This window comes from Aerosticca soli (assembly GCF_003967035.1).
Classification (GTDB): Bacteria; Pseudomonadota; Gammaproteobacteria; order Xanthomonadales; family Rhodanobacteraceae; genus Aerosticca; species Aerosticca soli.
Map to the genome: position 1 here is coordinate 901750 of NZ_AP018560.1, position 25799 is coordinate 927548.

General features: G+C 69.4%; 27 protein-coding genes. 10 read left to right on the forward strand and 17 right to left on the reverse strand.

Features of this window, described 5'->3' with window-relative positions; all coding sequences use genetic code 11:
- The first annotated feature begins 72 nt into the window (after positions 1-72).
- Positions 73-1281 (forward strand): methionine adenosyltransferase, encoded by a 1209-nt coding sequence (metK, locus tag ALSL_RS04045; protein ID WP_126536672.1) that lies wholly within the window; start codon positions 73-75, stop codon positions 1279-1281.
- Positions 1282-1382: 101 nt separating this feature from the next.
- On the opposite strand, the gene ALSL_RS04050 is transcribed toward metK, so the two are convergent.
- The 13 genes from ALSL_RS04050 to ALSL_RS04110 all read right to left on the reverse strand — a co-directional run bounded on the left by ALSL_RS04050 (position 1383) and on the right by ALSL_RS04110 (position 12073).
- Positions 1383-1889: an Hsp20/alpha crystallin family protein gene (locus tag ALSL_RS04050; RefSeq protein WP_126536674.1), complete on the reverse strand. Its 507-nt coding sequence runs from the start codon at positions 1887-1889 to the stop codon at positions 1383-1385.
- 250 nt (positions 1890-2139) lie between these two features.
- On the reverse strand, positions 2140-3867 hold the full coding sequence (ptsP, locus tag ALSL_RS04055; RefSeq protein ID WP_126536677.1) for a phosphoenolpyruvate--protein phosphotransferase: 1728 nt from the start codon (positions 3865-3867) through the stop codon (positions 2140-2142).
- Positions 3868-3945: 78 nt separating this feature from the next.
- Entirely contained in the window at positions 3946-4215 is a 270-nt protein-coding gene (locus tag ALSL_RS04060) for an HPr family phosphocarrier protein (RefSeq protein WP_126536679.1), read from the reverse strand.
- On the reverse strand, positions 4208-4600 hold the full coding sequence (locus ALSL_RS04065) for a PTS sugar transporter subunit IIA (protein ID WP_126536681.1): 393 nt from the start codon (positions 4598-4600) through the stop codon (positions 4208-4210). Before ALSL_RS04065 ends, ALSL_RS04060 begins: the two co-directional genes overlap by 8 nt.
- A 42-nt stretch (positions 4601-4642) precedes the next feature.
- Entirely contained in the window at positions 4643-5533 is an 891-nt protein-coding gene (rapZ, locus tag ALSL_RS04070; RefSeq protein ID WP_126536683.1) for an RNase adapter RapZ, read from the reverse strand.
- A 5-nt stretch (positions 5534-5538) separates the two neighbouring features.
- Positions 5539-6441, reverse strand: a complete 903-nt coding sequence (hprK, locus tag ALSL_RS04075; protein WP_425479010.1) for an HPr(Ser) kinase/phosphatase — start codon at positions 6439-6441, stop codon at positions 5539-5541.
- Positions 6442-6629: 188 nt separating this feature from the next.
- Positions 6630-6938, reverse strand: a complete 309-nt coding sequence (hpf, locus tag ALSL_RS04080) for a ribosome hibernation-promoting factor, HPF/YfiA family (RefSeq protein ID WP_126536686.1) — start codon at positions 6936-6938, stop codon at positions 6630-6632.
- 120 nt (positions 6939-7058) lie between these two features.
- Entirely contained in the window at positions 7059-8486 is a 1428-nt protein-coding gene (locus ALSL_RS04085) for an RNA polymerase factor sigma-54 (protein ID WP_126536688.1), read from the reverse strand.
- Between the two features lie 80 nt (positions 8487-8566).
- Positions 8567-9286, reverse strand: coding sequence for an LPS export ABC transporter ATP-binding protein (gene lptB, locus ALSL_RS04090; RefSeq protein WP_126536691.1), 720 nt, complete (start codon positions 9284-9286; stop codon positions 8567-8569).
- Positions 9287-9292: 6 nt separating this feature from the next.
- Entirely contained in the window at positions 9293-9859 is a 567-nt protein-coding gene (gene lptA, locus ALSL_RS04095) for a lipopolysaccharide transport periplasmic protein LptA (protein WP_126536693.1), read from the reverse strand.
- Positions 9816-10433 (reverse strand): LPS export ABC transporter periplasmic protein LptC, encoded by a 618-nt coding sequence (gene lptC / locus ALSL_RS04100; protein WP_126536695.1) that lies wholly within the window; start codon positions 10431-10433, stop codon positions 9816-9818. Before lptC ends, lptA begins: the two co-directional genes overlap by 44 nt.
- Complete coding sequence (locus tag ALSL_RS04105; RefSeq protein WP_170172042.1) at positions 10430-10966, reverse strand: KdsC family phosphatase; 537 nt, start codon at positions 10964-10966, stop codon at positions 10430-10432. Before ALSL_RS04105 ends, lptC begins: the two co-directional genes overlap by 4 nt.
- A gap of 99 nt (positions 10967-11065) precedes the next feature.
- Complete coding sequence (locus ALSL_RS04110; protein WP_126536699.1) at positions 11066-12073, reverse strand: KpsF/GutQ family sugar-phosphate isomerase; 1008 nt, start codon at positions 12071-12073, stop codon at positions 11066-11068.
- A 171-nt stretch (positions 12074-12244) separates the two neighbouring features.
- On the opposite strand from ALSL_RS04110, the gene ALSL_RS04115 reads away from it, so the two are divergent.
- From ALSL_RS04115 to ALSL_RS04125, 3 genes are read left to right on the forward strand one after another with little or no spacing between them, the layout of a single operon-like run.
- The gene (locus ALSL_RS04115) at positions 12245-12481 is read left to right on the forward strand and encodes a BolA family protein (RefSeq protein ID WP_126536701.1); all 237 of its coding nucleotides are present in this window, start codon (positions 12245-12247) and stop codon (positions 12479-12481) included.
- Between the two features lie 51 nt (positions 12482-12532).
- Positions 12533-13792, forward strand: a complete 1260-nt coding sequence (gene murA, locus ALSL_RS04120; RefSeq protein WP_126536703.1) for a UDP-N-acetylglucosamine 1-carboxyvinyltransferase — start codon at positions 12533-12535, stop codon at positions 13790-13792.
- A 14-nt stretch (positions 13793-13806) separates the two neighbouring features.
- Positions 13807-14148, forward strand: a complete 342-nt coding sequence (locus tag ALSL_RS04125) for a hypothetical protein (RefSeq protein WP_126536705.1) — start codon at positions 13807-13809, stop codon at positions 14146-14148.
- On the opposite strand, the gene ALSL_RS04130 is transcribed toward ALSL_RS04125, so the two are convergent.
- The 3 genes from ALSL_RS04130 to purM are packed head-to-tail and all read right to left on the reverse strand — an operon-like array spanning position 14133 to position 16650.
- A complete protein-coding gene (locus ALSL_RS04130) occupies positions 14133-14846 on the reverse strand; it encodes a DUF3108 domain-containing protein (protein WP_126536707.1) in 714 nt (237 codons plus the stop codon). The genes ALSL_RS04125 and ALSL_RS04130 overlap by 16 nt on opposite strands.
- 50 nt (positions 14847-14896) lie before the next feature.
- Positions 14897-15571 (reverse strand): phosphoribosylglycinamide formyltransferase, encoded by a 675-nt coding sequence (gene purN / locus ALSL_RS04135; protein WP_126536709.1) that lies wholly within the window; start codon positions 15569-15571, stop codon positions 14897-14899.
- A 50-nt stretch (positions 15572-15621) separates the two neighbouring features.
- Positions 15622-16650, reverse strand: coding sequence for a phosphoribosylformylglycinamidine cyclo-ligase (gene purM / locus ALSL_RS04140; protein ID WP_126536711.1), 1029 nt, complete (start codon positions 16648-16650; stop codon positions 15622-15624).
- Positions 16651-16763: 113 nt separating this feature from the next.
- Here purM and ALSL_RS04145 point away from each other — a divergent pair, with 113 nt between their 5' ends.
- The 6 genes from ALSL_RS04145 (at position 16764) to lpdA (ending at position 24679) form a co-directional block, all read left to right on the forward strand.
- Positions 16764-17753 (forward strand): DUF2066 domain-containing protein, encoded by a 990-nt coding sequence (locus tag ALSL_RS04145; protein ID WP_126536713.1) that lies wholly within the window; start codon positions 16764-16766, stop codon positions 17751-17753.
- A 32-nt stretch (positions 17754-17785) separates the two neighbouring features.
- Positions 17786-18967: an AI-2E family transporter gene (locus tag ALSL_RS04150; RefSeq protein WP_126536715.1), complete on the forward strand. Its 1182-nt coding sequence runs from the start codon at positions 17786-17788 to the stop codon at positions 18965-18967.
- Complete coding sequence (gene hda, locus ALSL_RS04155) at positions 18964-19665, forward strand: DnaA regulatory inactivator Hda (protein ID WP_126536717.1); 702 nt, start codon at positions 18964-18966, stop codon at positions 19663-19665. Before ALSL_RS04150 ends, hda begins: the two co-directional genes overlap by 4 nt.
- 213 nt (positions 19666-19878) lie before the next feature.
- On the forward strand, positions 19879-21591 hold the full coding sequence (aceF, locus tag ALSL_RS04160) for a dihydrolipoyllysine-residue acetyltransferase (protein WP_126536719.1): 1713 nt from the start codon (positions 19879-19881) through the stop codon (positions 21589-21591).
- 110 nt (positions 21592-21701) lie between these two features.
- Positions 21702-22826, forward strand: a complete 1125-nt coding sequence (locus ALSL_RS04165; RefSeq protein WP_231700288.1) for a mechanosensitive ion channel family protein — start codon at positions 21702-21704, stop codon at positions 22824-22826.
- Positions 22827-22849: 23 nt separating this feature from the next.
- Positions 22850-24679: a dihydrolipoyl dehydrogenase gene (gene lpdA / locus ALSL_RS04170; protein ID WP_126536721.1), complete on the forward strand. Its 1830-nt coding sequence runs from the start codon at positions 22850-22852 to the stop codon at positions 24677-24679.
- A 122-nt stretch (positions 24680-24801) separates the two neighbouring features.
- Here lpdA and ALSL_RS04175 read toward each other — a convergent pair whose 3' ends face one another.
- Positions 24802-25737: a carbohydrate kinase family protein gene (locus ALSL_RS04175; protein WP_126536723.1), complete on the reverse strand. Its 936-nt coding sequence runs from the start codon at positions 25735-25737 to the stop codon at positions 24802-24804.
- Positions 25738-25799 lie beyond the last annotated feature (62 nt).

Below are 25799 nucleotides of genomic sequence, written 5' to 3' on the forward strand. Positions count from 1 at the left end.
AACGCCGCCGGAGGCATGTATCATGCGCGGTTTACTTTTATCTTTTTATCCGTAAAGAAGGATAAACGTCCGATGAGCAGCTTCCTCTTCACCTCCGAATCGGTCTCCGAGGGCCACCCCGACAAGGTCGCCGACCAGATCTCCGACGCCGTGCTCGACGCCATCCTGGCGCAGGATCCGCGCGCGCGGGTGGCCTGCGAGACGATGGTGAAGACCGGCGTGGCGATCATCGCCGGCGAGATCACCACCAGCGCCTGGGTGGATCTGGAGGAGCTCACCCGCAAGGTGATCGTCGAGATCGGCTACGACAGCTCCGAGGTCGGCTTCGACGGCGCCACCTGCGGCGTGCTCAATCTGATCGGCAAGCAGTCGCCGCACATCGCGCAGGGCGTGGACCGCAAGAACCCCGAGGAGATGGGGGCGGGCGATCAGGGCCTGATGTTCGGCTACGCCACCAACGAGACCGACAGCTACATGCCGGCCGCGATCCATCTGGCCCACCGGCTGGTGGAACAGCAGACCAAGGTGCGCAAGAAGAAGAACTCGCCGCTGCCGTGGCTGCGCCCGGACGCCAAGAGCCAGGTGACGCTGCGCTACGAGGACGACGAGGTGGTCGCCATCGACGCGGTGGTGCTGTCCACCCAGCATGCGCCGGGCATCAAGCACAAGGATCTGGTCGAGGCGGTGCGCGAGGAAATCATCAAGCCGGTGCTGCCGGCCAAGTGGCTGCACAAGGGCACCAAGTTCCACATCAATCCGACCGGCAAGTTCGAGATCGGCGGCCCGGTGGGCGACTGCGGGCTCACCGGCCGCAAGATCATCGTCGACACCTACGGCGGCTGGGCCCGCCATGGCGGCGGCGCGTTCTCCGGCAAGGACCCGTCCAAGGTGGATCGCTCGGCCGCCTACGCCGCGCGCTACGTGGCCAAGAACATCGTTGCGGCGGGCCTGGCCGACCGTTGCGAGGTCCAGGTTTCCTACGCCATCGGCGTGGCCGAGCCGACCTCGATCTCGGTGACCACCTTCGGCACCGGCCGGCTGGACGACGCCCACATCGAGAAGCTGATCCGCCGTCATTTCGATCTGCGGCCCTACGGCATCATCAAGATGCTCGACCTGGTGCATCCGATCTACCGGGCGACCGCCACCAACGGCCATTTCGGCCGCAGCCCGAAGACGCTCAAGGGGCCCAACGGCGAGACCTTCACCGCCTTTTCGTGGGAGAAGACCGACAAGGCGGCGGCGCTGCGCGAGGACGCCAACCTCGCCACCCTCGACTGACGGCGCGCTGCGCGCAAAAAAAGCCGGCGCGAAGTGCGCCGGCTCGCGCAAGAGGCGCCATCCGTGGCAGGACTGCGTCCTGAAGCGAAACGCGCGGCCTGTCAGGCAGCCTTGGCGATCGGGATGCGGACCGTTTCGGTCTGCGCCTGCGCCGCCTTGGGCAGCGTCACCGTGAGCACGCCGTTGCGGAACTCGGCCTTGGCCTTGTCCGGCTCGATCGGCAGGTCGAGCGGGATGCGCCGTTCGAAGCGGCCATAGAAGCGCTCGCTCAGGCGACGGTTCTGGCCTTCCTCGTTGCGCTCGGCGCGACGTTCGCCGCGCAGGATGACGCACTGGCCGTCGAACAGGACCTCGACGTCCTTCTCGGTCATGCCGGGAAGCTCGGCGGACAGGACGTAGTCCTTGCCGGTCTCGTTGAGCTCCAGGCGGGGCCAGCTTTCGAAGACGTCGCCGCCTTCAAAGCCGCCGACCTCGAAACGGCGCCACATGTCGTCGAACAGCCGGTTCATCTCCCGATGCAGGGCGAGCAGGGGATCGCGCGGCTCACGGGTGGTCATCGCCGTGGATGCACGTTCACGGTTCCAGGGGATCAACTGACTGATGCTCATCGTCAATCACCTCCGCACGTATCAAGGCGCCAGCGCCGCGGCGGGCATGAGTCGGAGGTGCGAAAAGGCCGGAGAAACCGGCAGTTGGTGCGGCGCCCCTGGGCTTGGGGAAACGCAAGCCACGTCCAATCGCACCACTGACTTGCGGTAACCGCGGCCGCGCCGCGGCGCTGGCGTGCCGCTAAATAGGTTGCCGGGCGGCGGGTTCAAGAGCTGGCGGCCTCGACGCTTGCCGCTCATTCAGCTGCCGTCAAGCCAGCTGGTCGAGCAAGGCCTGCACGTCTTCGTAGGTGTCTGCCCGCAACAGTCGCGGCGCGCAGGCGCGCAGGGCGGTACGGTCGAGTCCGGCCAGGCGCTCGCGCACCTTGAGCAGCTGGCTCGGGTGCATGCTGAACTCGGTGAGCCCGAGCGCCACCAGCAGCGCGGTGAGGCGCACGTCGCCGCCGATCTCGCCGCACAGGCTGACCGGCTTGCCGGCACGCCGGCCCAGCCCGATGACATGGGCGATGAGCCGCAGCAGCGCCGGTTGCAGCGGGTGATAGATGCCTTCCAGGGCGTCGTTGCCGCGGTCGGCGGCCAGCACGTACTGGGCCAGATCGTTGCTGCCGATGGCGAAGAAGTCCGCGTGCGCCAGCAGCGCGCGCATGTTGATGGCCGCCGCCGGCACTTCGATCATCGCACCGAGCGGCAGCTTCTCGGGCAGGTCGACGTGGGCGCGGCTCAGTTCCTGGCGGGCGAGCTTGAACAGCGTGCGCACGGCGATGAGCTCGTCCGGCTGGGTCAGCATCGGCACCAGCACGCGCACTGGCCCGTAGCAGGCCGCACGCAGGATCGCGCGGATCTGCGTGGTGAACACCGCCGGGTGGCGCAGCGACAGCCGTACCCCGCGCACGCCCAGGGCGGGGTTGTCCTCGCCGTGCAGGGCGAGCCCGGCCGCGTCGGCCTTGTCGGCACCCAGGTCGAGGGTGCGGATGGTGACCGGCAGGCCGCCCATGCCGAGCACGAGATCGCGGTAGGCGACGAACTGTTCCTCTTCCGAGGGCAGCTGCTTGCCGCGCAGGAACAGGAACTCGGTGCGGTACAGACCGACGCCGTCGGCGCCGCAGGCCCTGGCGGCGGCGATGTCGGCGGGCATCTCGGCATTGGCGAACAGGTGCATGTGCACGCCGTCGCGGGTGCGCGTGGGCGCATGCGCCAGCGCGGCCAGCCGGCGGCCCTGCTGTTGCGCCTCGCGCTGCCAGGCGCGGTAGCGGGCGAGATCTGGCGCGGTGGGATGGACGATGACCTCGCCGTGTTCGGCGTCGAGCAGGATGAGGTCGTCGTCGTGGATGCTGGAGAGCGCGTCGCGCGCGCCCACCACCATCGGCAGATCCAGGCTGCGGGCGAGGATGGCGCTGTGCGAATAGGCGCTGCTGCTGCTGGCGACCACGCCGAGCAGGCCGTGCCCGGCCAGGTGCGCCATGTCGGTCGGCGCGATGGTGTCGGCGACGAGGATCTCGCCCACGCGCGCGGCGAGCTTGCGTTCCTCGGGCGAGGTCTGCCGTTTGAGCGCCGCCAGCACGCGGCCGATCACCTGGTCGACGTCCTCCTTGCGGCTGCGCAGGTAGGGGTCGTCCATCGCCTCGAAGACCTGCACCAGCCGGTCGCGCTGCTTCTTGAGCGCGGCGTCGGCGCGGTAATGGCCGACCTGGATCAGCTCGTCCAGCCCCTGCAGCAGCTCGCGGTCGTCCAGCAGCAGGCTGTGCGCGTCGATGAATTCGTTGACCTCGCGGGCCAGCGCACCATGCAGCTTGCCGCGCAGTTCGCGCAGTTCCTGCCGGGCGATGTCGATGGCCTGGTGCAGCCGCGCCAGTTCGCCAGGCACTTCTTCCGGGCGCAGCGGCCGCTGGTCGATCGCGTGACGGCTGGGCTGGACCAGCCGGGCGCGACCGAGCGCCATGCCGCGCGAGGCGGGCGTGCCGGCAAGGACCATCCTCACGGCAGCCTCCCGGGCATGGCCGGCGAGCGGACGGTGGCGCGCGAGGTCGCGGCGGGCGGGGATGGCGTGTGCATGCGTTTAGCCGCCCTCGTCGAACTTGCGCTCGAACAGGTCGACCACGGCGTCGAGCGCGGCATCCTCGTCGGGGCCGTCGGCACGCACCACCAGCGGCGTGCCCTGGCCCGCGGCCAGCATCATCACGCCCATGATGCTCTGCGCATTCACCTCGCGGCTGCCGCTGACCAGCCAGACGGTGGACTTGAAGCCGTGCACCAGCTGCACCAGCTTGGCCGCGGCACGGGCATGCAGGCCGAGCCGGTTGGAAACGACGAGACTTCGTTCACGCATGGTCGATGAGGATTCCTCCGCGCCCGCCGCTGGCCGCGATCTCGGCCAGTTCCTCGAGCGGTTTGTCGGCATAGTTGAGCACGCGCAGCAGCATCGGCAGGTTGAGCCCGGACACGCAACGGATGCGCACGCCGAGATCGGCCAGCGACAGGCCGATGTTGCAGGGCGTGGCGCCGTAGAGGTCGGCCAGCACCAGCACGCCGTCGCCCTCGTCGAGCGCGCGCGCATGCCGTGCGGTCAGCTCGCGCATGACGTCCGGGTCGGCCTGCGCCGGCACCTCCACCGCATCCACCCGTAGCGGCAATTCAGGCATGACGTGACGCGCGGCGGCGATCAGCGCCTGGCCGACCGCCTCGTGCGTCATCAGCAGCACGCCGACGCTCATGGCCGCGGACGGCCGGCCGAAACCTGCGCACTTGACATGGATTCACCCCAGTTCACGGTGGAAGGTGAGCACGTTCTCGCGTTCCATCCGTTCGCGATAGTGTGCGGCGAGTTTCTCGACCAGATACACCGAGCGGTGGCGCCCGCCGGTGCAGCCGATCGCGATCGTGACATAGCTGCGATCGTCCTGTTCGAAGCGCGGCAGCCAGGTATCCAGCCAGCGCACGGTGTCCGCATAGTAGGCCTCGACCAGCGGGCTTGCCGCCAGCCAGTCGCGCACCGGCGCGTCCCTGCCCGAGAGCGGGCGCAGCGCCGGTTGCCAGTGCGGATTGGGCAGGCAGCGCGCGTCGAAGACGAAATCGGCGTCCAGCGGCAGCCCGCGCCGGTAGGCGAAGGACTGGAACATCAGCGTGAGGCTGGCGGTGGCCTGCGCGTACACGGTGGCGATCAGCCGGCGCAGCTGGTGCACGTTGAGCTCGCTCGAGTCGATCACGCGGTCGGCGATCGCCATCAGCGGCCTGAGCAGGCGGCGCTCCTCGGCGATGGCGTCGGCCAGGGACTTGCCGTGGGTGGCCAGCGGATGGCGGCGCCGGGTTTCCGAGTAGCGCTTGAGCAGCACCTCGTCGCGGCAGTCCAGGAACACCAGGTGGGCCTGCACGCCGGCGGCCGCCAGCCGCGAGAGCACGCCCGGCATGAGCGCGAGATCCTCGCCGGGATTGCGCACATCCACCCCTACCGCGATGTGGCGCTGGTCGCCCGGGTTCTTGAGCACCGCCGGCACCAGCTGCGGCAGCAGACTGGCCGGCAGGTTGTCCACGCAGTAGAAGCCGAGATCCTCCAGCGCATGCAGGGCGACGGTCTTGCCGCCGCCGGACATGCCGGTCAGCACCACCAGGTGGACGGCATCGGTATCGGCAGGAGTGGAGGCGTGCATGGATTTCACCAGGGCGGCAGTCGGCGCATCTGGTGCGCCTGGCGGTCGATGAAGGTCTGCGCGGGATCGATGCCCTTGCTCTTGAGCATGTGGCTGCGTACGGCGGCTTCCACCAGCACGGCGAGGTTGCGTCCCGGCGCCACCGGAATGGTGATCATCGGCACTTGCACCTCCAGGATCTCGCGGTGGCCGGTATCGCCGGTCAGACGGGTGAAGGCATCCATGTCCTCGCCCTCGCGCAGCGGTTTCAAGTGCACCACCAGCCGCAGGTACTTGGAAGGCTTGACCGCGGTGTGGCCGAACATCTCGCGCACGTTGAGCACCCCCAGGCCGCGCACTTCCAGCAGGTCCTGCAGCAGCTCGGGGCAGGTGCCGTCGATCACGTCGGGGGCGATCTGGGTGAACTCGGTGGCATCGTCGGCGACCAGCCGGTGACCGCGGCTGATGAGTTCGAGCGCGAGCTCGCTCTTGCCCGAGCCAGCCTCGCCGGTCAGCAGCACGCCGATCGAGAACACTTCCAGAAACACGCCATGCAGGGTGATCCGGGGCGCCAGCATGCGGGCCAGGTAATACTGCAGCCAGGTGAGCAGCTCGTGCCCGCGCTTGGAGGTGATCCACAGCGGCGTGTTGGTCTCCTCGGCGATCTCGCGCAGGTCGGCGGGGACCGGCTGGTCCTTGGTCACGATCAGCGCCACCGGCTGGTAGGCGGCGATGCGGTTGAGCGTGTCCCAGCGGGTGCGGGCATCGAGCCCGTCCAGATAGTTGAGTTCCTCGGTGCCGATGATCTGGATCTTGTTGGGGTAGATGATGTTGAGGTAGCCGATCAGCGACGGCCGCCGGGTGGCGGTGGCACCGCGCTCCAGCACGCGGCTCTCGCCACGCATGCCCGCCACCCAGCGCAGCTCCATGCGTTCGCGGACGCCGTCGAACAACTGCCGTGCGGTGAGCCGATCCACAACGTGTTTCCCCGGGTGCGTTGAAGGGTGCGCTTGAGGCCTGCGCGCCATTGTGCCAGAGCGGCGGCAGGGCCTTGCGCACAAGCAAAAGGCCCGCGCGGGGCGGGCCTTTTGCTGTGCTGGACAGGGCCGGTGGCTTTTCAGCCGTGCGCCTTGCCGTGGTGCTTGTCGCAGAGCTTGTCGTGGTGCTTGCGCAGCTGCGCGACCAGTTTGTCGAACATCACGTCGATCGAGGCGTACATGTCCTCCTCGGCGGCCTCGGCGTGCAGGATGGCGCCATTGACATGCAAGGTGCCCTCGGCGCGCTGCTGCAGCTTGTCCACCGACAGCACCACGGCGAGGCTGAGGCACTTGTCGTCCAGACGGGTCAGCCGCTCGACTTTCTTGTTCACGTAATCGCGCAGCGCGGGCGTGATCTCGATCTGCTGGCCACTCAGTTGCAATTGCATGGATTGCCTCCTTGGGATGGTACATGCCGCCTGGGCGGCGGGTCGCTGCGCCGCCATGACGGCGGGCTGCGTTCAATCAGATTTATGGAGTCCCGGCGCGGCTTCGCAAGGGTGGACCCTTCAGCCGGCACGCAGGCGTTCGCTGGAACTGGGAATGCGCAGCGCCTCGCGGTACTTGGCGACCGTGCGCCGGGCGACCTGGATGCCGCGGCCGCGCAGTGCCTCGGCGAGCGCCTGGTCGGACAGCGGGCGGCGCGGGTCCTCGCCGTCGATCAGCTTGCGCAGCATGGCCTGGATGGCGGTAGCCGAGGCGCCGCCGCCGTCCTCGGTGGCCACGCCGCTGGAGAAGAAATGCTTGAGCTCGAAAGTGCCGCGCGGGGTATGGATGTACTTGCGGGTGGTGACGCGGGAGATGGTCGACTCGTGCATGCCCACTTCCTCGGCGACTTCGCGCAGGACCAGGGGGTGCATCGCCTCGGGGCCGTAATCCAAGAACGCGCTCTGCCGGCGCACGATCGCCTCGCTCACCTTGAGCAGCGTCTCGGCGCGCGACTCCAGGCTCTTGATCAGCCAGCGCGCCTCCTGCAGCTGGCCGCGCATCCAGCTCGCATCCTCGCCGCGCGCCCGGGCGATCAGGCCGCAGTAGTGCTGGTTGAGGCCGAGCCTGGGCTGGCAGTCCGGATTGAGGCGCACCTTCCACTGGCGGCCGTCCTTGTAGGCATACACGTCCGGGGCGACGTATTCGACCGGCGTCGGATCGAACGCGGCGCCCGGACGCGGGTCCAGGCTGCGGATCAGCAGCGCGGCGGCGCCCACCGCCTCTTCCTCGGCATGCAGCCGGCGCGCCAGCCGGCCCAGGTCATGGCGGGCCAGCAGCTCGAGGTTCTCCTCGACGATGGACAGGGCGAGGTCGCGCTGCGGCGTGGGCACCTCGATCTGCTCGAGCTGGGCGCGCAGGCAGTCGCGCAGGTCCAGGCTCGCCACCCCGGGCGGATCGAAGCGCTGCACGCGCCGGCGCACCGCCTCGGCCTCCTCGCGGGTGACCGCGAAATCCGCGGGCAGCGCGGCGAGCACGCCGTCGAGCCCCTCGGCGAGGTAGCCGTCGTTGTCCAGCGCGTCGATGATGACGGTGGCGATGGCCCGCTCGCGCGGCGTGAACGGGCTCAGGTTGAGCTGCCAGAGGAGATGATCCTTGAGCGTTTCCGGCGCGGCGCGCTGCGGTTCGAAGTCGTCCTCTGGCGGGGCGCCGGCGCGGGCCGGTTGCGAGAAGTCGATCGGAGCCTCGCTCGCCGCGGCGGACTCGGCCCAGTCCGGCGGGCCGTCCTCGCCGTCCGGCTCCACCGCCGCTGTCGCCGGTGCGTCGTAGCCGTCCTCGGCGGTCTCCGCCGTGGGCTCCTCGTCCAGCTCCAGCAACGGGTTGCCCTCGGCGATCTGGCGCAGTTCCGCCTCGAGCTCCAGATGCGAAAGCTGCAACAGCCGGATCGCCTGCTGCAGCTGCGGCGTCAGGGTGAGTTGCTGGTTGAGTCGGAACTGGAGTCCGGGTTTCATCTACTGCGGGCAAGTGACGGTCTTCGCGGTCATCCTAACCGCTCCCGCCCGCAGGCGACCAGCATGGCAGCGCCCGTCACTCACAGGCGGAATTCGCGGCCGAGATAGACCTCGCGCACCTTCTCGTCGGCGAGGATGTGCGCGGGCGTGCCGCGCGAGAGCACCGCGCCGTCGTTGAGGATGTAGGCGCGATCGCAGATGCCCAGCGTCTCGCGCACGTTGTGGTCGGTGATCAGCACGCCGATGCCGCGTTCCTTCAGGTGCCGCACGATGCGCTGGATCTCGCCGACCGAGATCGGATCGACGCCGGCGAAGGGCTCGTCCAGCAGCATGTAGCGCGGCTGGGCGGCCAGGGCGCGGGCGATCTCCACGCGCCGCCGCTCGCCACCGGAGAGGCTGACGCCCTTCTGTTCGGCCAGATGGGCGATCTTGAGCTCATCGAGCAGGCTTTCCAGCTCGGCGCCGCGTTGGCGGGCGTCGAGGCCTGGGCGAAGCTCGAGCACGGCGAGGATGTTGTCCGCCACGCTCAGACGGCGGAACACCGACGGCTCCTGTGGCAGGTAGCCGATGCCCAGGCGCGCGCGTGCGTGCATCGGCAGTCCGGTGATGTCCTCGCGGTCGAGGCGGATGCTGCCGCCGTCGGCCTCGATCAGGCCGACCACCATGTAGAAGCAGGTGGTCTTGCCGGCGCCGTTGGGGCCGAGCAGGCCGACCACCTCGCCCTGGCGGATGGAAAAGGCGAAATCACGCACCACCTGGCGCGCGCGATAGCGTTTTTGCAGACCCTCGGCCGACAGCATGGCGTGTCAGTGTCCGGGCTTGGCCGGCGGCGCGGCCGGCTTGTTTTTGGGCAGGAAGGTGCCGTGCACCAGCCCCTGGCCGTTGGTCTCGCCGGTGATCAGGCTGGTCTGCGTGTTGTAGGTCAGTTTGTCGCCGTGGAACTCGCCGCGGCCCTGCTGACGCACCACCGCGTTGCCGGTGAGTACGGCGATGCCGTTGATGTTGTCGTAGTCCAGCGTGGCGGCATCGCCCTGCATCAGGTTGCCGTTGTCGTCCAGCTGCTCGATGTGGGCCGGCTTGCCGGTCACCACCACGCGCGCGATCTGGGTGTTGGCGTCGAGGTGGATCTTGGCCTCGTCGCCGGTCAGCACCAGCGTGCCCTGGGTGATGTGCACCTGGCCGCGCAGCGTGCTTACCGTGTTCGGCGCGTTGTAGGCCTCGGTGTACTTGGCGGTGTAGTTCATCGGCTGGTCGCGGTCGGACTGCTTGCCCGCGGCCCAGCCGGGCGCCAGCGCCAGCACGACCGCGAGCGCGAGGCCGGCGGTGCGCTCAGGACTTGTGCCGGCGCGGCGGGAAGGTGCCTTGGCTGTCATCGAGCAGCTCCAGATGGTTGTCGTTGAGGTTGGCGCGCATGCCGACGCCGCTCATTCTAGTGTCGCCCTGCACCATGCGGACCGGCGCGGCGGTTTCCATGCGGTTTTCCTTGGGCCAGGCGGTGATGTCGCTGGTGTCGATGTCGATCGCGGCGACGTCGTCGTAGGCGGGCCGGTGCATGTGCACGGCGCCCTGCAGCTTGATCAGCGTGCCGCTCTTGTCCACCCAGCCGTACAGCGAATGGCCCTGCCAGTCCGGCACGCCCGGCTGCTTGGCCGGCAGCTCGAAACGCGGCGCGGTGAGATACAGCGACTCGTCGCCTTCGCGGCGCTCGAGATAAGGACCGGCGATGCGGAAGCTCGGCTTTCCGTCGCGGTCATAAAGGATGCCCTGGTACTGATGCAGCGTGTAGCCCGAGCGGGGCGGGCCGACGAAGTCGCTGACCTTGGATGCCGGGGCGAGCCACCACTGCAGCACCTGCACGGCGATCACCGCCAGCGCCATCGCGGCGATGGAAACCGGCAGGCGGTGATCGCGCAGCCAGCGCCGCAGGGTCTGCCAGCGGGTCGTCATCGCAGTGCCGCATCCGGTGCATGTCCCCGGGCCAGGAGCAAGAGGTCGCACACCTCGCGGGCCGCGCCCTCGCCGCCGCGGCAGCGGGTTTGCCAGTGCACCGCGTCCAGGATGCACGGATGGGCATTGGCGACCGCCACGGCAAGGCCGGCCAGGCGCATGGCCGGCAGGTCGGGCAGGTCATCGCCGACGAAGGCCGCCTGCGCGGGCGTGAGCGCCAGCGCGTCGAGGATTTCCTGCAGCCGCGCCCGCTTGTCGGACTGGCCCTGATAGATGTGGGCGATGCCCAGTTCCTCGGCACGCAGCGCCACCGGATGACTGATGCGGGCGCTGATGATGGCCACCTCGATGCCGTGCGCGCGCAGGCGCTTGATGCCGAGCCCGTCGTGCACGTGGAAGACCTTGATCTCGTGGCCGTCCTCGCCGTACATCAGGCGGCCGTCGGTGAGCGTGCCGTCGACGTCGAAGGCAACCAGCCGCACCGCCGCGGCGCGGTCGAGCAGGGTTTGCGGAAGCTCGTCGAGATAGGCCATGGCCAACCTAAAGGCTTGGGAAGTGCGGGAGGATCGCCGACGGCGGGCTTATGGATGCTGAAGGCTGTCTTGCGCGGACGCTCGGCGCCCGCCTCGCGCTCATACCACGCGCGCGCGCAGCAGGTCGTGAATGTTGAGCGCGCCGACGACGTGGTTGGCTTCGTCTACCACCAAAAGCGCGCTGATCTGGTGTTTTTCCATCAGCTGCGCGGCCTCGACCGCGAGCTTGTCCGGGCCGATGGTCTTGGGCTGGCGGGTCATGAGGTCGGCCACGCGCACGTTGCGCAGGTCCACCGCCTCGTCGTCCAGCGCGCGACGCAGGTCGCCGTCGGTGAACACGCCGAGCAGGTGGCGTTCGGCGTCCACCACCGCGGTCATGCCCAGATGCTTGCGGGTCATTTCCACCAGCGCCTGGGTCAGGCTGGCCTCCGGCGGCACGGCGGGAATGCCCGCGCCGGTATGCATGATGTCCGCGATGTGCAGCAGCAGGCGCCGGCCCAGGCTGCCGGCCGGGTGCGAGCGGGCGAAATCCTCGGCGGTGAAGCCGCGCGCCTCGAGCAGGGCGATGGCCAGGGCATCGCCCATCACCAGGGCGGCGGTGGTGCTGGCGGTGGGGGCAAGGCCGAGCGGGCAGGCCTCGGTCGAAGTGCTGGCATCCAGGTGTACGTCGGCCTGGCGGGCCAGCGAGGAGCGCGGGTTGCCGGTGATCGCCACCAGCGGGATGCCCTGGCGCTTGATCGACGGCAGGATGAACAGCACCTCGTCGGTCTCGCCCGAGGTGGACAGCGCGAGCACCACGTCCTGCGGCAGGATCATGCCGAGATCGCCGTGGCTGGCCTCGCCCGGATGGACGAAGAAGGCCGGCGTGCCGGTGGAGGCCAGGGTGGCGGCGACCTTGCGGCCGATGTGTCCGGACTTGCCCATGCCGGTGACCACCACCCGGCCCTGGCAGGCCAGGATCAGCCGGCAGGCGGCGACGAAAGCGTCATCGATGCGCGGCTCCAGCGCGCGGATGGCCGCCGCCTCGGTGGCGATCACCGTGCGCGCGCTCTTGACCAGCGTCTTCGGGTCGGGGGTGACGGGCGTGGGCGCGACGCGTGCGTTCATGGAACCTCGTGATGTCGGGCGGCGAACGTCGGCGCCGTTTTCGGGCCGGTGCAATTCCTTTACCATCGCACATCCGCATTTTAGCGTCAGTGCCCGGTACGCGGGCTCACCGGCCCGCCGGCTCGCGGCGGGCGTGATTTTCCCCATATCCTCAGAGCAGTCTTTGAACCCATGGACGCCGAACGCATCAGGGCAATGATCGAGGCCGGCCTGCCGGGCGCCACCGTGCATGTGGCCAGCGAGGACGGCGTGCACTACGAGGCCACCGTGATCGCCGAGCAGTTCGCCGGCAAGCTGCCGTTGGCCCGTCACCGCCTGGTCTATGCCGCCCTGGGCGAACACATGGGCGGGGCGATCCATGCGCTCGCGCTCAAGACGCTGACACCACGGGAAGCCGGGCTGGCCTGAGCGGCCGGCGGTTTCCTCACATCTTTTGAAGCTTTCTCCGAACGAGTCGTGATGGCCAAGATCCTGATCAACGGCGGTGAGCCGCTGCGTGGCGAAGTCGCCATTTCCGGCGCCAAGAATGCGGTGCTGCCGATCCTGGCCGCCTGCCTGCTGGCCGACGAGCCGGTGACGGTCGGCAACGTGCCGCATCTGCACGACGTCACCACCTTCATCGAACTTCTGGGCCGCATGGGCGTGCAGCTGGTGCTGGACGACCGCATGAAGGTGCATGTCGATCCCCGCCCGATCAAGAGCTACGTCGCCCCGTACGAGCTGGTGCGCACGATGCGCGCGTCGATCCTGGTGCTGGGGCCGCTGGTCGCGCGTTTCGGCGCCGCCGAGGTCTCGCTGCCCGGCGGCTGCGCGATCGGCTCGCGTCCGGTGGACCAGCACATCCGCGGCCTCGAGGCGCTGGGGGCCGAGGTCAAGGTGGAGAACGGCTACATCCGCGCCCGGGCGGGGCGGCTGCGCGGCGCCCGCATCGCCATGGACGTGGTCACCGTCACCGGTACCGAGAACGTGATGATGGCGGCGACCCTGGCCCAGGGCACCACGGTGATCGAGAACGCCGCGCAGGAGCCGGAAGTGGTCGATCTCGCGCATTGCCTGAACGCGATGGGCGCGCAGATCGAGGGCGCCGGCACCGCTACGCTCACCATCCACGGCGTCGAGCGCCTGCACGGGGCCAGCTACGAGGTGCTGCCCGACCGCATCGAGACCGGCACCTTCCTGGTCGGCGCGGCGATGACTGGCGGCAAGGTGCGCGCGCGCGGCACGCGGGCGGACACGCTGGATGCGGTGCTTGCCAAGCTCGAGCAGGCCGGCGCGCAGATCAGCTGCGGACCGGACTGGATCGAGCTCGACATGGCGGGGCGGCGGCCGCGGGCGGTCAACGTGGTCACCGCGCCCTATCCGGCCTTTCCGACCGACATGCAGGCGCAGTTCACCGCGCTCAACTGCATCGCCGAGGGCGTGGGCGTGATCACCGAGACGGTGTTCGAGAACCGCTTCATGCATGCGCTGGAGCTCACGCGACTCGGCGCGGACATCCGCCTGGAAGGCAACACCGCGATCATCCAGGGCGTGCCGAAGCTGAGCGGTGCGCCGATCATGGCCACCGATCTGCGCGCCTCGGCCTGTCTGGTGCTGGCCGGGCTGGTCGCCGAGGGCGACACCATCGTCGATCGCGTCTACCACATCGACCGCGGTTACGAGAACATCGAGGAAAAGCTCGGCGCGCTGGGTGCGCGGATTCGCCGCCTGGCCGGCTGAAGAACAGAACCGTCATGCCTGGACGTCTGCGCGACATCCCCGAACTGACCGGCCTGGATGCCCGGGAACGGCGCCGGTGCTGGAGCGAGGCGGTATCGCGCTACGGGCCCGCGGCAAATGGCAGCGCTGTTCGCCTGGCGTTTTTTGCCGGCGGCATCCTGCTTGCGGCAGTGACCGCGCCCTGGCGGTATGGATCGGTGTGGTGGCCGCTGCTGCCGGCCATGCTCGGCATCGTGGCCGCCGGCGTCGTCTGCGATTTCGTGAGCGTGCAGCCGCGCGTCCGGCACCAGCTGCGCGCTCAGATGCAGGCGCAGGGAACGGCAGACGCGCCTGCGAAACCTCAGGGTTGCCGGTAACCCTGAAGCTGCAATTCGAGGTCGCCGTCGCCTTTCTGGCTGAGCCGCACCGGCACCGGATAACGCGCCGGCACGTACCAGGCGACGTAGGCCCGGTCGGTGTCGACGCGTTCGAGCCTGAGCGCCTTGAAGTGTCCGGCCGGGACGCTGACGTCCTCCTCGCCGGTGACGCGGTAGTGCTGCTGTTCCACCTCGCGCTTGACCGCCACCGGCAGCGTGATGTCCTTCTGTCCGGCGCGCAGCGCGAGGCCCAGCGCGAACGGCAGCAGGTTGCGGTCGACCAGTCCCGGCGCGCTGGGGTAGTTCATCGGCCCCTTGCCATCGTCGACGCTGACCTTCTGCGCCTTCCAGTCCACGTCGGTGTGGCGGTGCTTGCTCTTGATCGCCGCGTCCATGCGGTAGTCGTAGCTGACGGTTTCCGGCATGGCGCCGCGCCAGCGCAGGCGCGTGGTCTCGCTGGAGCTGGCACCCATGGCGGCCGCCAGACCCGCGGTGCCGCGGCTCTGGTTGCTGTATTCCCAGACATCGGCGCCGACCGCCTTGAGCGTGATCGTCGCCTCGCCGATCGTCTGGCCGGCCTGCAGCACCCGGTAGGTGGCGGTGAACGGAGCCGGCCGGTCGGCGGCGCTGACCGGCGCGGTCGCGACGAACAGCAGGCAAAGCACGAGGCAACGGGATAGGAAAGGCAAGGTTTTCATGCCGCAAAGTCTACCGGGCCGGGCTGAACGCTCCGTGCAGAAGGCGGACTTCACGCCGAAGGCGCGCGCAGGGTCTCGCCGTGCAGGACGAGCGGCGCCGCCAGGCGATGACCATCCAGCGCCACGCCGTCGGGCGCGAGATGGCGCAGACGCCGCTGCGCGATCAGCGCCACCACCGCCGGCAGCAGCCGGTGTTCCAGGGCGAGCACGCGTGCGGCCAGGGTCTGTTCGTCATCGCCCGGCAGGATCGCCAGCCGCGCCTGTGCGATCACCGGCCCGCCGTCGAGCTCGCTGGTGACGTAGTGCACGCTCGTGCCGTGCTCGGCATCGCCGGCGGCGAGGGCGCGTCGATGCGTGTGCAGGCCGCGGTAACGCGGCAGCAGCGAAGGGTGGATGTTGATCACGCGGCCGACCCACGGCGCCAGCACCGCGCCGTCGAGGATGCGCATGAAACCGGCCAGCACGACGAGTTCGGCGCCGCTCGCGGCGATGCGCTCGAACAGCGCGGCGTCGTAGGCGCGGCGGTCGGCGAAGTCTTTCGGGTCGAGAAAGAAGGTGGCGATGCCGGCCTCGTGCGCATGCCGCAGCGCGCCGGCATCGGCCTTGTCGCTGCCGACGAGGACGAAGTCGACCGGCAGCGCGCCGGCCGCGCGCGCCTGGATCAGCGCCTGGAGGTTGCTGCCGCGCCCGGAGGCGAGCACGGCGATGCGCAGCGGCACGGGCATGGCGGGATGCCCGTCGGTGCGGATACCTGGCTCCGGCGGCACGGGCGGCATCAGCCGATGCGCACGCGCTCGGCGCCCTCGGCGCGCACCACCTCGCCGATCACCCGGCTGGCCAGGCCGTGCCGGGCCAGCACGGCGCCGGCGGCGGCGACGGCGTCGCGTGGCAGGATCACCACGAAGCCGATGCCGCAGTTGAAGGTGCGCCACATTTCCTCATCCGGCACCTTGCCCTCGCGGCGCAGCCAATCGAACACCGGCGGCAGCGCGATCGCCCCGGCATCGATGGCCAGGCCGAGGCCATCGGGCACCACGCGGATGATGTTTTCCTTCAGCCCGCCGCCGGTGATGTGCGCCAGACCGTGCACCGTCGTCTGGTTCAGGAGCTCGAGGACCGGCTTGACGTAGATCGTGGTCGGCGCCATCAGCGCATCGGCCAGGGTGACGCCGCCCAGGTCCAGATCGAACGGCGCGCCGGCGCGCTCGACGATCCGGCGGATCAGCGAATAGCCGTTGGAATGCGGCCCGGAGGAGGCGATGCCGAGCAGCACGTCGCCGGCGACGATGGCCTCGCCGGTCAAGAGGCGCGATTTTTCCGCCGCGCCGACGGCGAAGCCGGCCAGGTCATATTCGCCCGGCGGGTACATGTCCGGCATCTCCGCGGTCTCGCCGCCGATCAGCGCGCAGCCGGCCAGTTCGCAGCCTTTGGCGATGCCGGCGATCACCTCGACGGCGGTGTCCACCTCCAGCTTGCCGGTGGCGAAGTAGTCCAGAAAGAACAGGGGCTCGGCACCCTGCACCAGCACGTCGTTGACGCACATGCCGACCAGGTCGATGCCGATGCTGCCGTGGCGGCCCAGCGTCTGGGCGAGCTTGAGCTTGGTGCCGACGCCGTCGGTGCCGGAGACCAGCACCGGCTCGTGGTAGCGGCCGGAAAGATCGAACAGCGCGCCGAAGCCGCCGAGGCCGCCCATCACGCCGGGACGCAGGGTACGCCTGACCCACGGCTTGATGCGTTCGACCACGGCGTTGCCGGCGTCGATGTCCACGCCGGCGGCGCGGTAGGTGAGGGCGTCGGACATGGCGTTGACCTTGCGGGAAAACGGCGGATTTTAGCCCATCGCGCCGGTGTCGATGGACGCTGCCGGGCGCTTTGGGCAGACTTGGGGCCATCTTGACTGGCCCTCCTTCGCCCATGCGCCTTGCCTGCCTGTCGTTCCTCCTGTGTCTGGCCGGCTTCCTGGCGGCGCCGGGCGTCTGCGCCCGGCAGGCCGCCGTGGGCGCCTCGCCCTACAGCGTGGTGGTGCCGGTGGCCGACACCAGCGATGGCCAGCGCGACGGGGCCATCGGTACTGCGCTCGCGCAGGTGCTGGCGCGGCTGGCCGGCGGACAGGACCTGCGCACGCGGCCCGGCTATGCCGAGGCCCTGAAGGGCGCCTCCGGCCTCGTGCAGCAGTATCAATACCAGCGATCCGGCAATGCGCTGGCGCTGCAGGTCGTGTTCGATCCGGATGCGGTGCGCCGCACGCTCGAACAGCTCGGCGTCGGCGCCGTCGCGGCCAAACCGCCAGTGCTCGCGGTGGTGTATGGGGCCGATGGCCAGCCGCTCGGTGCGGAGGCGCTCCAGCCGCTGGCTCAGGCGTTGTCCGCTCGCGGCAGCACGCTGCTGACCGCCGACCCGGCGGCGCTGCCCGATCCGGCGCGCCTGGCCGCCGCCGATCCGGCCGCGCTGGCGGCGGTCGGCGAGCGCTATCACACCGGCCTGATCCTGATCGGCCACCTCAAGGGCGCGCGCGCCGAGTGGACGCTGGTCAGCGGCGGCCAGCCGCAGCAGTGGAGCAGCCAGGCGGCGAGCCAGACGGCCTTGCTGGCCGAGGCGGGCAATGCCCTGGCCGATCACCTGGGCAGCCGGCTCAATGTGATCGGCAGCGCGCCGAGCAACGTCACGCTGTGGGTGGAAGGGCTGGACTCGGCGCTCGACTATGCCGGCTTTCTCGCCATGCTGCGCGCCAATCCCGCGGTGCGTCAGATCGCCACGACGACGGCCAGCGAGCAGGGCATGCTGTTCTCGCTGCAGACCAGCGTGCCGGCGCCGGGCTTCGTCGCCGGCATCACCCTGGGTGGGCGGCTGATCCAGGCCCAGGATCATGCCGGTGCGGATGCCGGTCTGCGCTGGCTGCACTGAACCCCGAGGCCCGGGGATATCCACGTGGCGCCATGGCGCCCCGTTCACCCGATGAGGATGCTGCCGTGAACGAGGACACTGCCCAACGCTGGCAATTGCTGGCGATCGTACTGGTGATCGGCTGGCTGGTCTGGCTGCTCGCGCCGGTGCTGATGCCCTTCGTGCTCGCCGCCACGCTGGCCTATCTCGGCGATCCGCTGGCCGATCGGCTCGAACGCTTCGGGCTCGGGCGCACGCTGGCGGTGAGCATCGTCTACGTGTTTTTGCTGTTGTTGCTGGTCGGCGCGCTGCTGCTGCTGGTGCCGCTGCTGGTGCGCCAAGTGGAGAACCTGATCAACAACCTGCCGCGCTACGGCGACTGGGTCCAGCACGTGGCGCTGCCGTGGATCCAGGCCAAGCTGCACCTGGATCCGCACGTGTTCGACACCCAACGGCTGGTGGACGTGGTGCGCGAGCACTTGGGTTCGATCGGCAGCATCGCGGGCGTGGTGCTCGGCAAGGTGTCGCGCTCCTCGATCGGCGTGGTGTTGTGGCTCAGCAACCTGGTGCTGATCCCGGTGGTGGGCTTCTACCTGCTGCGCGACTGGGACCGCATGGTGGCCTACGTGGACAACCTGCTGCCGCGTTCGATCGAGCCCACGGTGGCGCATCTGGCCCGCGAGGCTGATGCGGTGCTGGGCGCGTTCGTGCGCGGACAGTTGCTGGTGATGGTGGCGCTCGGCGTGTTCTACGGCGCCGGTCTCGGCCTGGTCGGACTCTCGGTCGGCCCCTTGATCGGCATGGTCGCCGGCTTGCTCAGTTTCGTGCCTTATCTCGGCTTCATCAGCGGGTTCGCCGCCGCGATCATCGCGGTCCTGGTCCAGTACGGCGACTGGCCGCACCTGCTCCTGGTCTGCGCGGTGTTCACGCTCGGGCAGCTGCTGGAAGGCTACGTGCTGGTGCCCAAGCTGGTCGGCGACAAGATCGGCCTGCATCCGGTGGCGGTGATGTTCGCCGTGCTCGCCGGCGGCTATCTGTTCGGCTTCCTCGGCGTGCTGCTGGCGCTGCCGGCCGCCTCGGTGATCGTGGTCGTGCTGCGCTATCTCATGGAGCGCTATCGGAGGAGTGCGCTGTACACCCGCTCGGGCCGCGCCGACCCGGTGATCGCCGAGGTGGAGGTCACCGTGCGGCCGGTGCCCCCCCAGGTGCCGCCCGAGCATCACGACGCGTCATGAGTGCGCAGCTGCCGCTGCTCCTGCGTTGGCCGCATCGTCAGCGCTTCGAGTTTTTTCATCCGGGCGGCAATGCCGCCGCGCTGGCGGCGGTGCGCCGCGCCGCCGAGACCGAGGGCGCGCCATGGGTGTATCTGCACGGTCCCGCCGGTAGCGGCCGCAGCCATCTTCTGCTGGCCGCTTGCCAGGCGGCCAGCGTCCAGGGACGGCGCGCCCAGTATCTGCCGCTCGGCAGCCTGAGTGAGCGGGCCGAGGCGCTGCGCGGCAGCGCCGGGGCGGAGCTGCTGGCGCTGGACGAGCTGGAGCATGTCGCCGGGGATCGCGCCGCCGAGCACGCCCTGTTCGACCTCTACAACGCGACCCGGGCCGCCGGTGGCTGCCTGCTGTTCGCCGCCGCCGCCGCGCCGGCGGGCCTGGGCATCGAGCTGCCCGACCTGCGTTCGCGGCTCGGCGCCTGTGTGCGTTTCTTGCTGCAGCCGCTGGACGAGCCGGCGCGGCGCGAGGTGGTGCGCCGCTACGCCGCCGAACGTGGCCTGCACCTGGACGCCGCCGTGCTCGACTGGCTGTTCGTCCACGAGAGCCGCGAGCTCGATGCCCTGTTCGGGCTGCTCGACCGGCTCGACCGCGCCTCGCTCGCCGCCCGGCGCCGCGTCACCGTGCCGTTCCTGCGTGATTGGCTGCGCCGCTCGACCGGGGCCTGATGCCGCGTCTGGCAGCCGTGGCATGTCGGGCGGGCCGAGCCGTGTCGTCGCGGACGGTGCCGGTTTTATGGCTGCGGCGATTGACCGTGACCGCCGCGGCGTAAGGAATCGCGGCCCGATCGTGGCATGGCCAGTCCGTGCGGCGCGTGCCTTGGTTATCATGGCGGCCTTCGCATCGACCGCCGTCGCCCGCCATCCCTTCAAGGAGTGCCCATGTCCGATTCCAAAGAAGTTCGCGTCCCCGACATTGGCGGTTATCACGATGTGCCGGTGATCGAGGTGCTGGTCAAGCCCGGCGACCGGGTGGAGAAGGACCAGGGGCTCATCACCCTGGAGTCGGACAAGGCGACCATGGAAGTCCCCGCGCCGTTCGCCGGCGTGGTCAAGGAGCTCAAGGTCAAGGTGGGCGACACGGTGTCCGAAGGCAGCGTGATCGCCATCGTCGAAGCGGCCGCCGAGGCCGGTGCGGCTTCCTCCGGCGAGCGGAGCGAGCAGGCATCGCCGGCCAAGCCCGCCGCACCGCCGGCGGCGGCGAATCCGCCTGCGCAGGCAGCGCCGGAGCCAGCGCGCGAGGTGGCCTCCTCGGCGCCATCGGCCCTGCGCGAAGTGCGCGTGCCGGACTTGAGCGGCCATGACCACGTGCCGGTGATCGAGGTGCTGGTCAAGCCCGGCGACCGGGTGGAAAAGGACCAGGGGCTCATCACCCTGGAGTCGGACAAGGCGACCATGGAAGTCCCCGCGCCGTTCGCCGGCGTGGTCAAGGAGCTCAAGGTCAAGGTGGGCGACGAGCTTTCCGCCGGCGATCTCATCGCGCTGCTCGAGGCGCAAGGAGCGGAGGCCGCGCCGTCCGTCGCTTCGTCGACCACGCATCCGCAGCCGGAAGCGGCGGCGCAGGTGGAGGAGAAACCGCAGCCGCTCGGCGGCCGCGCGGTGCTCCCCGGCAATGCGCCGGAGGGCGACCTGCCGCCACAGATCCGTCCGCCCATCGACGCCAAGATCGTGATGCCGGGCGATGCGCCCTACGCCACGCCGGCGGTGCGCGCCTTCGCCCGCGAGCTGGGCGTGGACATCCGCCAGGTGAAGGGTTCCGGCCGCGGCGGCCGCATCCTGCGCGAGGACGTCGCCGCCTACGTCAAGCACGCGCTCGCCGCCGGCGCGCGGCCGGTGCAGGGCGCGCAGGTGTCGGCCGGTGGTCTCAATCTGCTGCCGTGGCCGAAGGTGGACTTCGCCAAGTTCGGCCCGATCGAGGAAAAGCCGCTCTCGCGCATCCAGAAGATTTCCGGCGCCAACCTCGCCCGCAACTGGGTGATGATCCCGCACGTCACCCAGCACGAGGAGGCCGACATCACCGAGCTGGAAGCCTTCCGCAAGCAGCTCGGCGCGGAGCACAAGGAGCTCAAGATCACTCCGCTGGTGTTCCAGATGAAGGCGGCGGTGGCGGCGCTGAAGGCCTTTCCGCAGTTCAACGCCTCGCTGGACGAGTCCGGCGAGAAGCTGATCCTCAAGAAGTATTTCCACATCGGCATCGCGGTGGATACGCCCGACGGGCTGGTGGTGCCGGTGATCCGCGACGTCGACAAGAAGGGGCTGCTCGATCTCGCCCGCGAGCTGGCTGAAATCTCCAAGAAGGCGCGCGAGAAGAAGCTCGGGCCCAACGAGATGTCCGGCGGTTGCTTTTCCATCTCCTCGCTCGGCGGCATCGGCGGCACCGCGTTCACGCCGATCGTCAACGCGCCGGAAGTGGCCATCCTGGGCGTCTCCAAAGCGCAGATGAAGCCGGTCTGGAACGGCAGCGAGTTCGTGCCGCGACTGATGCTGCCGCTGTCGCTCTCCTACGACCATCGCGTGATCGACGGCGCGCTCGCCGCGCGCTTTGCCGCCTTCCTCGCGCGTCAGCTCGGCGACATCCGTCGTCTGCTGCTCTGAGTGGGCTCGTCATGCCGTGCCAGGCGTCCGGCGCCGGCGTCGTGGCCAGCAGGTCGCCCGCGCTCGCCTGGGCTGGCGTGCCGGGCAGGGCCGGGCATAGCCGGCCGGCCATGAGCGGTCTGGCGTGGGCCCTGCTGCCTGGTGCGGCCGACCGCGAGGACCGCGTGGCGCCGCTTTCCGGGCTCGGTCGCGCCGTGCCCGCGGGCTGGCATCGCAGCGTGCGGGAATTCAACGCATGGATGGACACCCGCCTGCTCACCGTGAGCGGTATCGATGTTACGGTCGGGTCGTTGCTTGCCGCGCTGCTGGTGCTGGCCGTCTTCCTGGCCGCCTCGTTCATCGTCCGTCGTGTGCTGCGCCGCTATGCGCTCTCTCACGACGACATCAACCAGTCGGCCATCTATACCGTCGAGCGGCTGACCCATTACGTCCTGCTGATCGTCGGCGTGCTGCTCGCACTCAATGCCACCGGCATCCCGATCACCCGTTTCGCGGTGCTGGCCGGCGCCATTGGCGTGGGGCTGGGGTTTGGTCTGCAGGCGATCTTCAACAATTTCGTTTCCGGCTTGATCCTGTTGTTCGACCGCAGCCTCAAGATCGGTGATTTCGTCGAGCTGGCTTCCGGCGTGCATGGCCACGTCCGCGACATCTACATCCGCGCGACCCGCATCACCACCAATGACGCCATCGACATCCTGGTGCCCAATTCCGAGTTCGTCAGCGGGCGCGTGGTCAACTGGACCTGGCGGCGCGAGGTTTCGCGCAGGCTCAAGGTCCCCTTTGCGGTCGCCTATGGCACCGACAAGGAGCGGGTCAAGCAGGCGGCCCTGGAAGCGGCCGCCGAGGTGCCTTTCACCCTGCGGCTGGACGGACCGCGCGCGCCGCAGGTCTGGCTCACCGGTTTTGGCGACTCCGCGCTGCAATTCTCGCTGGTGGTATGGCTGACCGCCGAGGCCACGCGACGTCCGGGCGCGGTCACCGCGGCCTATTACTGGGCGTTGCACTCGGCGCTGGAACGCCACGGCATCGCGCTGCCGCTGTTGCGGCGCGACCTGCACATCAAGTCCTGGAGCCAGCCGGCGCAGGACGAGGGGCAGGCACCACCCCCGCGTGGTGACGCCGGCATGCACGCCGCGCGCGACAACGACGCGGTGCGCGACGTGGAGCGCGACATCGTCGAAAATCCCTCTCCGCCGCCGCGGCCGGTCGATCCCCGGCCCCGGCGCCGAACATGACTGACTTTCCGAGGAAAACATCCATGGCCAACACCCTCGAGCTCAAGGTTCCCGACATCGGCGGCTACAAGGACGTGCCGGTGATCGAAGTGCTGGTCAAACCCGGCGACCGGGTCGAAAAGGACCAGGGCCTCGTCACTTTGGAATCGGACAAGGCGACGATGGAAGTGCCCGCCAGCGCCGCCGGCGTGATCCGCGAGATCAAGGTCAAGGTGGGCGATAGCGTGTCCGAGGGCAGCGTGATCGCCGTGCTCGAGACCGCCGACGGCGCCGCGACGGCGGCTTCTCCCCGCCAGGGAGAAGGCCGGAGCGACGGGGTGGCCTCGCCGCAGTCCGCGCCCGGCGGCGTTCCGGCGGGCCCTCGCTCCGCACCCGCGACCTCTGCCGGACGGAGCGAGGGCGCGAGGTCGCCGCAGGCGGCAGCGTCATCCGGAAGGGCCGCCGACATCGAATGCGCGCTGGTCGTGCTGGGTTCGGGCCCCGGCGGTTACACCGCCGCCTTCCGTGCCGCCGATCTCGGCGTCGACACCGTGCTGGTCGAGCGTTACGCCACGCTTGGTGGCGTCTGCCTCAACGTCGGCTGCATTCCGTCCAAGGCGCTGCTGCACGCCGCCGAGGTGATCGACGAGGCGGCGGCGATGGCCGCGCACGGCATCGACTTCGGCGCGCCGAAGATCGACCTCGCCAAGCTGCGCGACTTCAAGAACAAGGTGGTCGGCAAGCTCACCGGCGGTCTGGCCGGCATGGCCAAGCAGCGCAAGGTGCGCACGGTGCAGGGCACGGGCCGTTTCGTCTCGCCGCATGAAATGGAAGTAAAGACGTCCGATGGCGTCAAGCTGATCCGCTTCGAACAGGCCATCATCGCCGCCGGTTCGCAGGCCGTGCATCTGCCGGCCTTCCCCTGGGACGACCCGCGGGTGATGGATTCCACCGGCGCGCTGGCGCTCGAGGACGTGCCCGGCAAGTTGCTGGTGGTCGGCGGCGGCATCATCGGTCTGGAGATGGCGACCGTCTACGCCGCGCTGGGCAGCGCGGTGACCGTGGTCGAGTTCATGGACCAGCTCATCCCCGGCGCCGATGCCGATCTGGTCAAGCCGCTCGCCCAGCGCCTGGGCAAGAAGCTCAAGGGCGTGCATCTCAAGACCAAAGTGGTCGAGGCCAAGGCCGGCAAGCAGGGCATCGAGGTCAAGTACGAAGGCGAGAGCATCCCCGAGACCACGCTGTTCGATCGCGTGCTGGTCGCGGTCGGCCGCACGCCCAACGGCAAGGCGATCGGCGCCGAGCAGGCCGGCGTCAAGGTCACCGAGCGCGGCTTCATCGAGGTCGACACGCAGATGCGCACCAACGTGCCGCACATCTACGCCATCGGCGATCTGGTCGGCCAGCCGATGCTCGCGCACAAGGCCACCCACGAGGCGCGCGTGGCAGCCGAGGTGGTCGCCGGCATGAAGAGCCATTTCGATGCGCGGGTGATCCCGTCGGTGGCCTACACCGATCCGGAAATCGCCTGGGTCGGCGTGACCGAGCGCGAGGCGAGGGAGAAGGGCCTGAAAGTCGGCGTGGGCAAGTTCCCGTGGGCGGCGAGCGGGCGCGCACTTGGCATCGACCGCACCGAAGGCTTCACCAAGCTGTTGTTCGACGAGGCCACGCATCGGGTGATCGGCGGCGGCATCGTCGGCCCGCGCGCGGGCGATCTGATCGGCGAGGTCGCGCTGGCGATCGAGATGGGCGCGGAGGCGGCCGACATCGCGCTCACCATCCATCCGCATCCGACCCTGAGCGAGACGATCGCGATGGCCGCGGAGGTCTACGAAGGCACCGTCACCGATCTGTACCTGCCGAAGAAAAAGTGACACCCGCCGGCGTGCAGCGAAAGGCCCGGGTCCGGCCCGGGCTTTTCGTTTCGGCATCTTTTGCGGGGCGGCCCGCAGCACGATGCTCGGCGCCATCCAGCGCCGGCTATCGGGGGGCGATTTCAGCCGAGCGCGTAGCCGAACTGTTCCTGGAAGGCCGCGGCGAATTCGTCGTAGGTGAAGCGCTGGTTCTGCGTGCCGTGGTGCTCCACCTTGAGCGCGCCCATCAGCGAGGCCATGCGCCCGATCGTGGGCCAGTCGTAGCCCTTCATCAGGCCGAAGATGAGCCCGGCGCGGTAGGCATCGCCGCAGCCGGTGGGGTCGACCACGTGGCGCTCGCGCGCGGCCGGGATCTGGAGCACGCCCCCTTCCGTGTGGATCAGTGAGCCGCGCGGCCCCAGCGTGACGATGTAGGCGCGCGTACGCGACGCGATCTCGGCGGCGCTCCAGCCGGTGCGCTGCTGCAGCAGCTGCGATTCGTAGTCGTTGACGATGACGTAGGTCGCAAGCCCGATCATCGATCGGAACTCATCGCCGCTGAACAGCGGGATCGCCTGGCCAGGGTCGAAGATGAACGGCACGCCCCGCGCGGCGAAATCGCGGCAGTGCTGCAGCATGGCCTCGCGGCCGTCCGGCGCGACGATGCCGAATTCGACGTCGTCCAGATCGGCCACGTGGTTGTGGTGCGAGCTGGCCATCGCCCCGGGATGGAAAGCGGTGAGCTGGTTGTTGTCGAGGTCGGTGGTGATGAAGCACTGCGGCGTGAACTGGTCCTCGAACACGCGCACGCCCTCCAGGCGGATACCGCAACGCAGCAGGTGCTCGCGATAGGGACCGAAATCCTGCCCGACGGTGGCCAGCGGCAGCGGATCGCCGCCCAGGAGCTTCAGGTTGTAGGCGATGTTGCCCGCACAGCCGCCGAACTCGCGCCGCATCTGCGGCACCAGAAAGGACACGTTGAGGATGTGGACCTTGTCCGGAAGGATGTGGTTCTTGAACTGGTCGGGGAACACCATGATGGTGTCGTAGGCCAGGGAACCGCAGATGACGGCTGACATGTGGGCGGCGGCGTCGGCAGAAAATGGGGCGGTTGAAGGGGCGTGACCCGAGGCTTTGCAGG

Coding starts and splice junctions, on each gene's coding strand:
- metK (WP_126536672.1), top strand. CDS start 73: ATGAGCAGCTTCCTCTTCACCTCCGAATCGGTCTCCGAGGGCCACCCC.
- ALSL_RS04050 (WP_126536674.1), bottom strand. CDS start 1,889: ATGAGCATCAGTCAGTTGATCCCCTGGAACCGTGAACGTGCATCCACG.
- ALSL_RS04060 (WP_126536679.1), bottom strand. CDS start 4,215: ATGCGTGAACGAAGTCTCGTCGTTTCCAACCGGCTCGGCCTGCATGCC.
- ALSL_RS04065 (WP_126536681.1), bottom strand. CDS start 4,600: ATGAGCGTCGGCGTGCTGCTGATGACGCACGAGGCGGTCGGCCAGGCG.
- rapZ (WP_126536683.1), bottom strand. CDS start 5,533: ATGCACGCCTCCACTCCTGCCGATACCGATGCCGTCCACCTGGTGGTG.
- hprK (WP_425479010.1), bottom strand. CDS start 6,441: ATGGAGCTGCGCTGGGTGGCGGGCATGCGTGGCGAGAGCCGCGTGCTG.
- hpf (WP_126536686.1), bottom strand. CDS start 6,938: ATGCAATTGCAACTGAGTGGCCAGCAGATCGAGATCACGCCCGCGCTG.
- ALSL_RS04085 (WP_126536688.1), bottom strand. CDS start 8,486: ATGAAACCCGGACTCCAGTTCCGACTCAACCAGCAACTCACCCTGACG.
- lptB (WP_126536691.1), bottom strand. CDS start 9,286: ATGCTGTCGGCCGAGGGTCTGCAAAAACGCTATCGCGCGCGCCAGGTG.
- lptA (WP_126536693.1), bottom strand. CDS start 9,859: ATGACAGCCAAGGCACCTTCCCGCCGCGCCGGCACAAGTCCTGAGCGC.
- lptC (WP_126536695.1), bottom strand. CDS start 10,433: ATGACGACCCGCTGGCAGACCCTGCGGCGCTGGCTGCGCGATCACCGC.
- ALSL_RS04105 (WP_170172042.1), bottom strand. CDS start 10,966: ATGGCCTATCTCGACGAGCTTCCGCAAACCCTGCTCGACCGCGCCGCG.
- ALSL_RS04110 (WP_126536699.1), bottom strand. CDS start 12,073: ATGAACGCACGCGTCGCGCCCACGCCCGTCACCCCCGACCCGAAGACG.
- ALSL_RS04115 (WP_126536701.1), top strand. CDS start 12,245: ATGGACGCCGAACGCATCAGGGCAATGATCGAGGCCGGCCTGCCGGGC.
- murA (WP_126536703.1), top strand. CDS start 12,533: ATGGCCAAGATCCTGATCAACGGCGGTGAGCCGCTGCGTGGCGAAGTC.
- ALSL_RS04125 (WP_126536705.1), top strand. CDS start 13,807: ATGCCTGGACGTCTGCGCGACATCCCCGAACTGACCGGCCTGGATGCC.
- ALSL_RS04130 (WP_126536707.1), bottom strand. CDS start 14,846: ATGAAAACCTTGCCTTTCCTATCCCGTTGCCTCGTGCTTTGCCTGCTG.
- purN (WP_126536709.1), bottom strand. CDS start 15,571: ATGCCCGTGCCGCTGCGCATCGCCGTGCTCGCCTCCGGGCGCGGCAGC.
- purM (WP_126536711.1), bottom strand. CDS start 16,650: ATGTCCGACGCCCTCACCTACCGCGCCGCCGGCGTGGACATCGACGCC.
- ALSL_RS04145 (WP_126536713.1), top strand. CDS start 16,764: ATGCGCCTTGCCTGCCTGTCGTTCCTCCTGTGTCTGGCCGGCTTCCTG.
- ALSL_RS04150 (WP_126536715.1), top strand. CDS start 17,786: ATGGCGCCCCGTTCACCCGATGAGGATGCTGCCGTGAACGAGGACACT.
- hda (WP_126536717.1), top strand. CDS start 18,964: ATGAGTGCGCAGCTGCCGCTGCTCCTGCGTTGGCCGCATCGTCAGCGC.
- aceF (WP_126536719.1), top strand. CDS start 19,879: ATGTCCGATTCCAAAGAAGTTCGCGTCCCCGACATTGGCGGTTATCAC.
- ALSL_RS04165 (WP_231700288.1), top strand. CDS start 21,702: ATGAGCGGTCTGGCGTGGGCCCTGCTGCCTGGTGCGGCCGACCGCGAG.
- lpdA (WP_126536721.1), top strand. CDS start 22,850: ATGGCCAACACCCTCGAGCTCAAGGTTCCCGACATCGGCGGCTACAAG.
- ALSL_RS04175 (WP_126536723.1), bottom strand. CDS start 25,737: ATGTCAGCCGTCATCTGCGGTTCCCTGGCCTACGACACCATCATGGTG.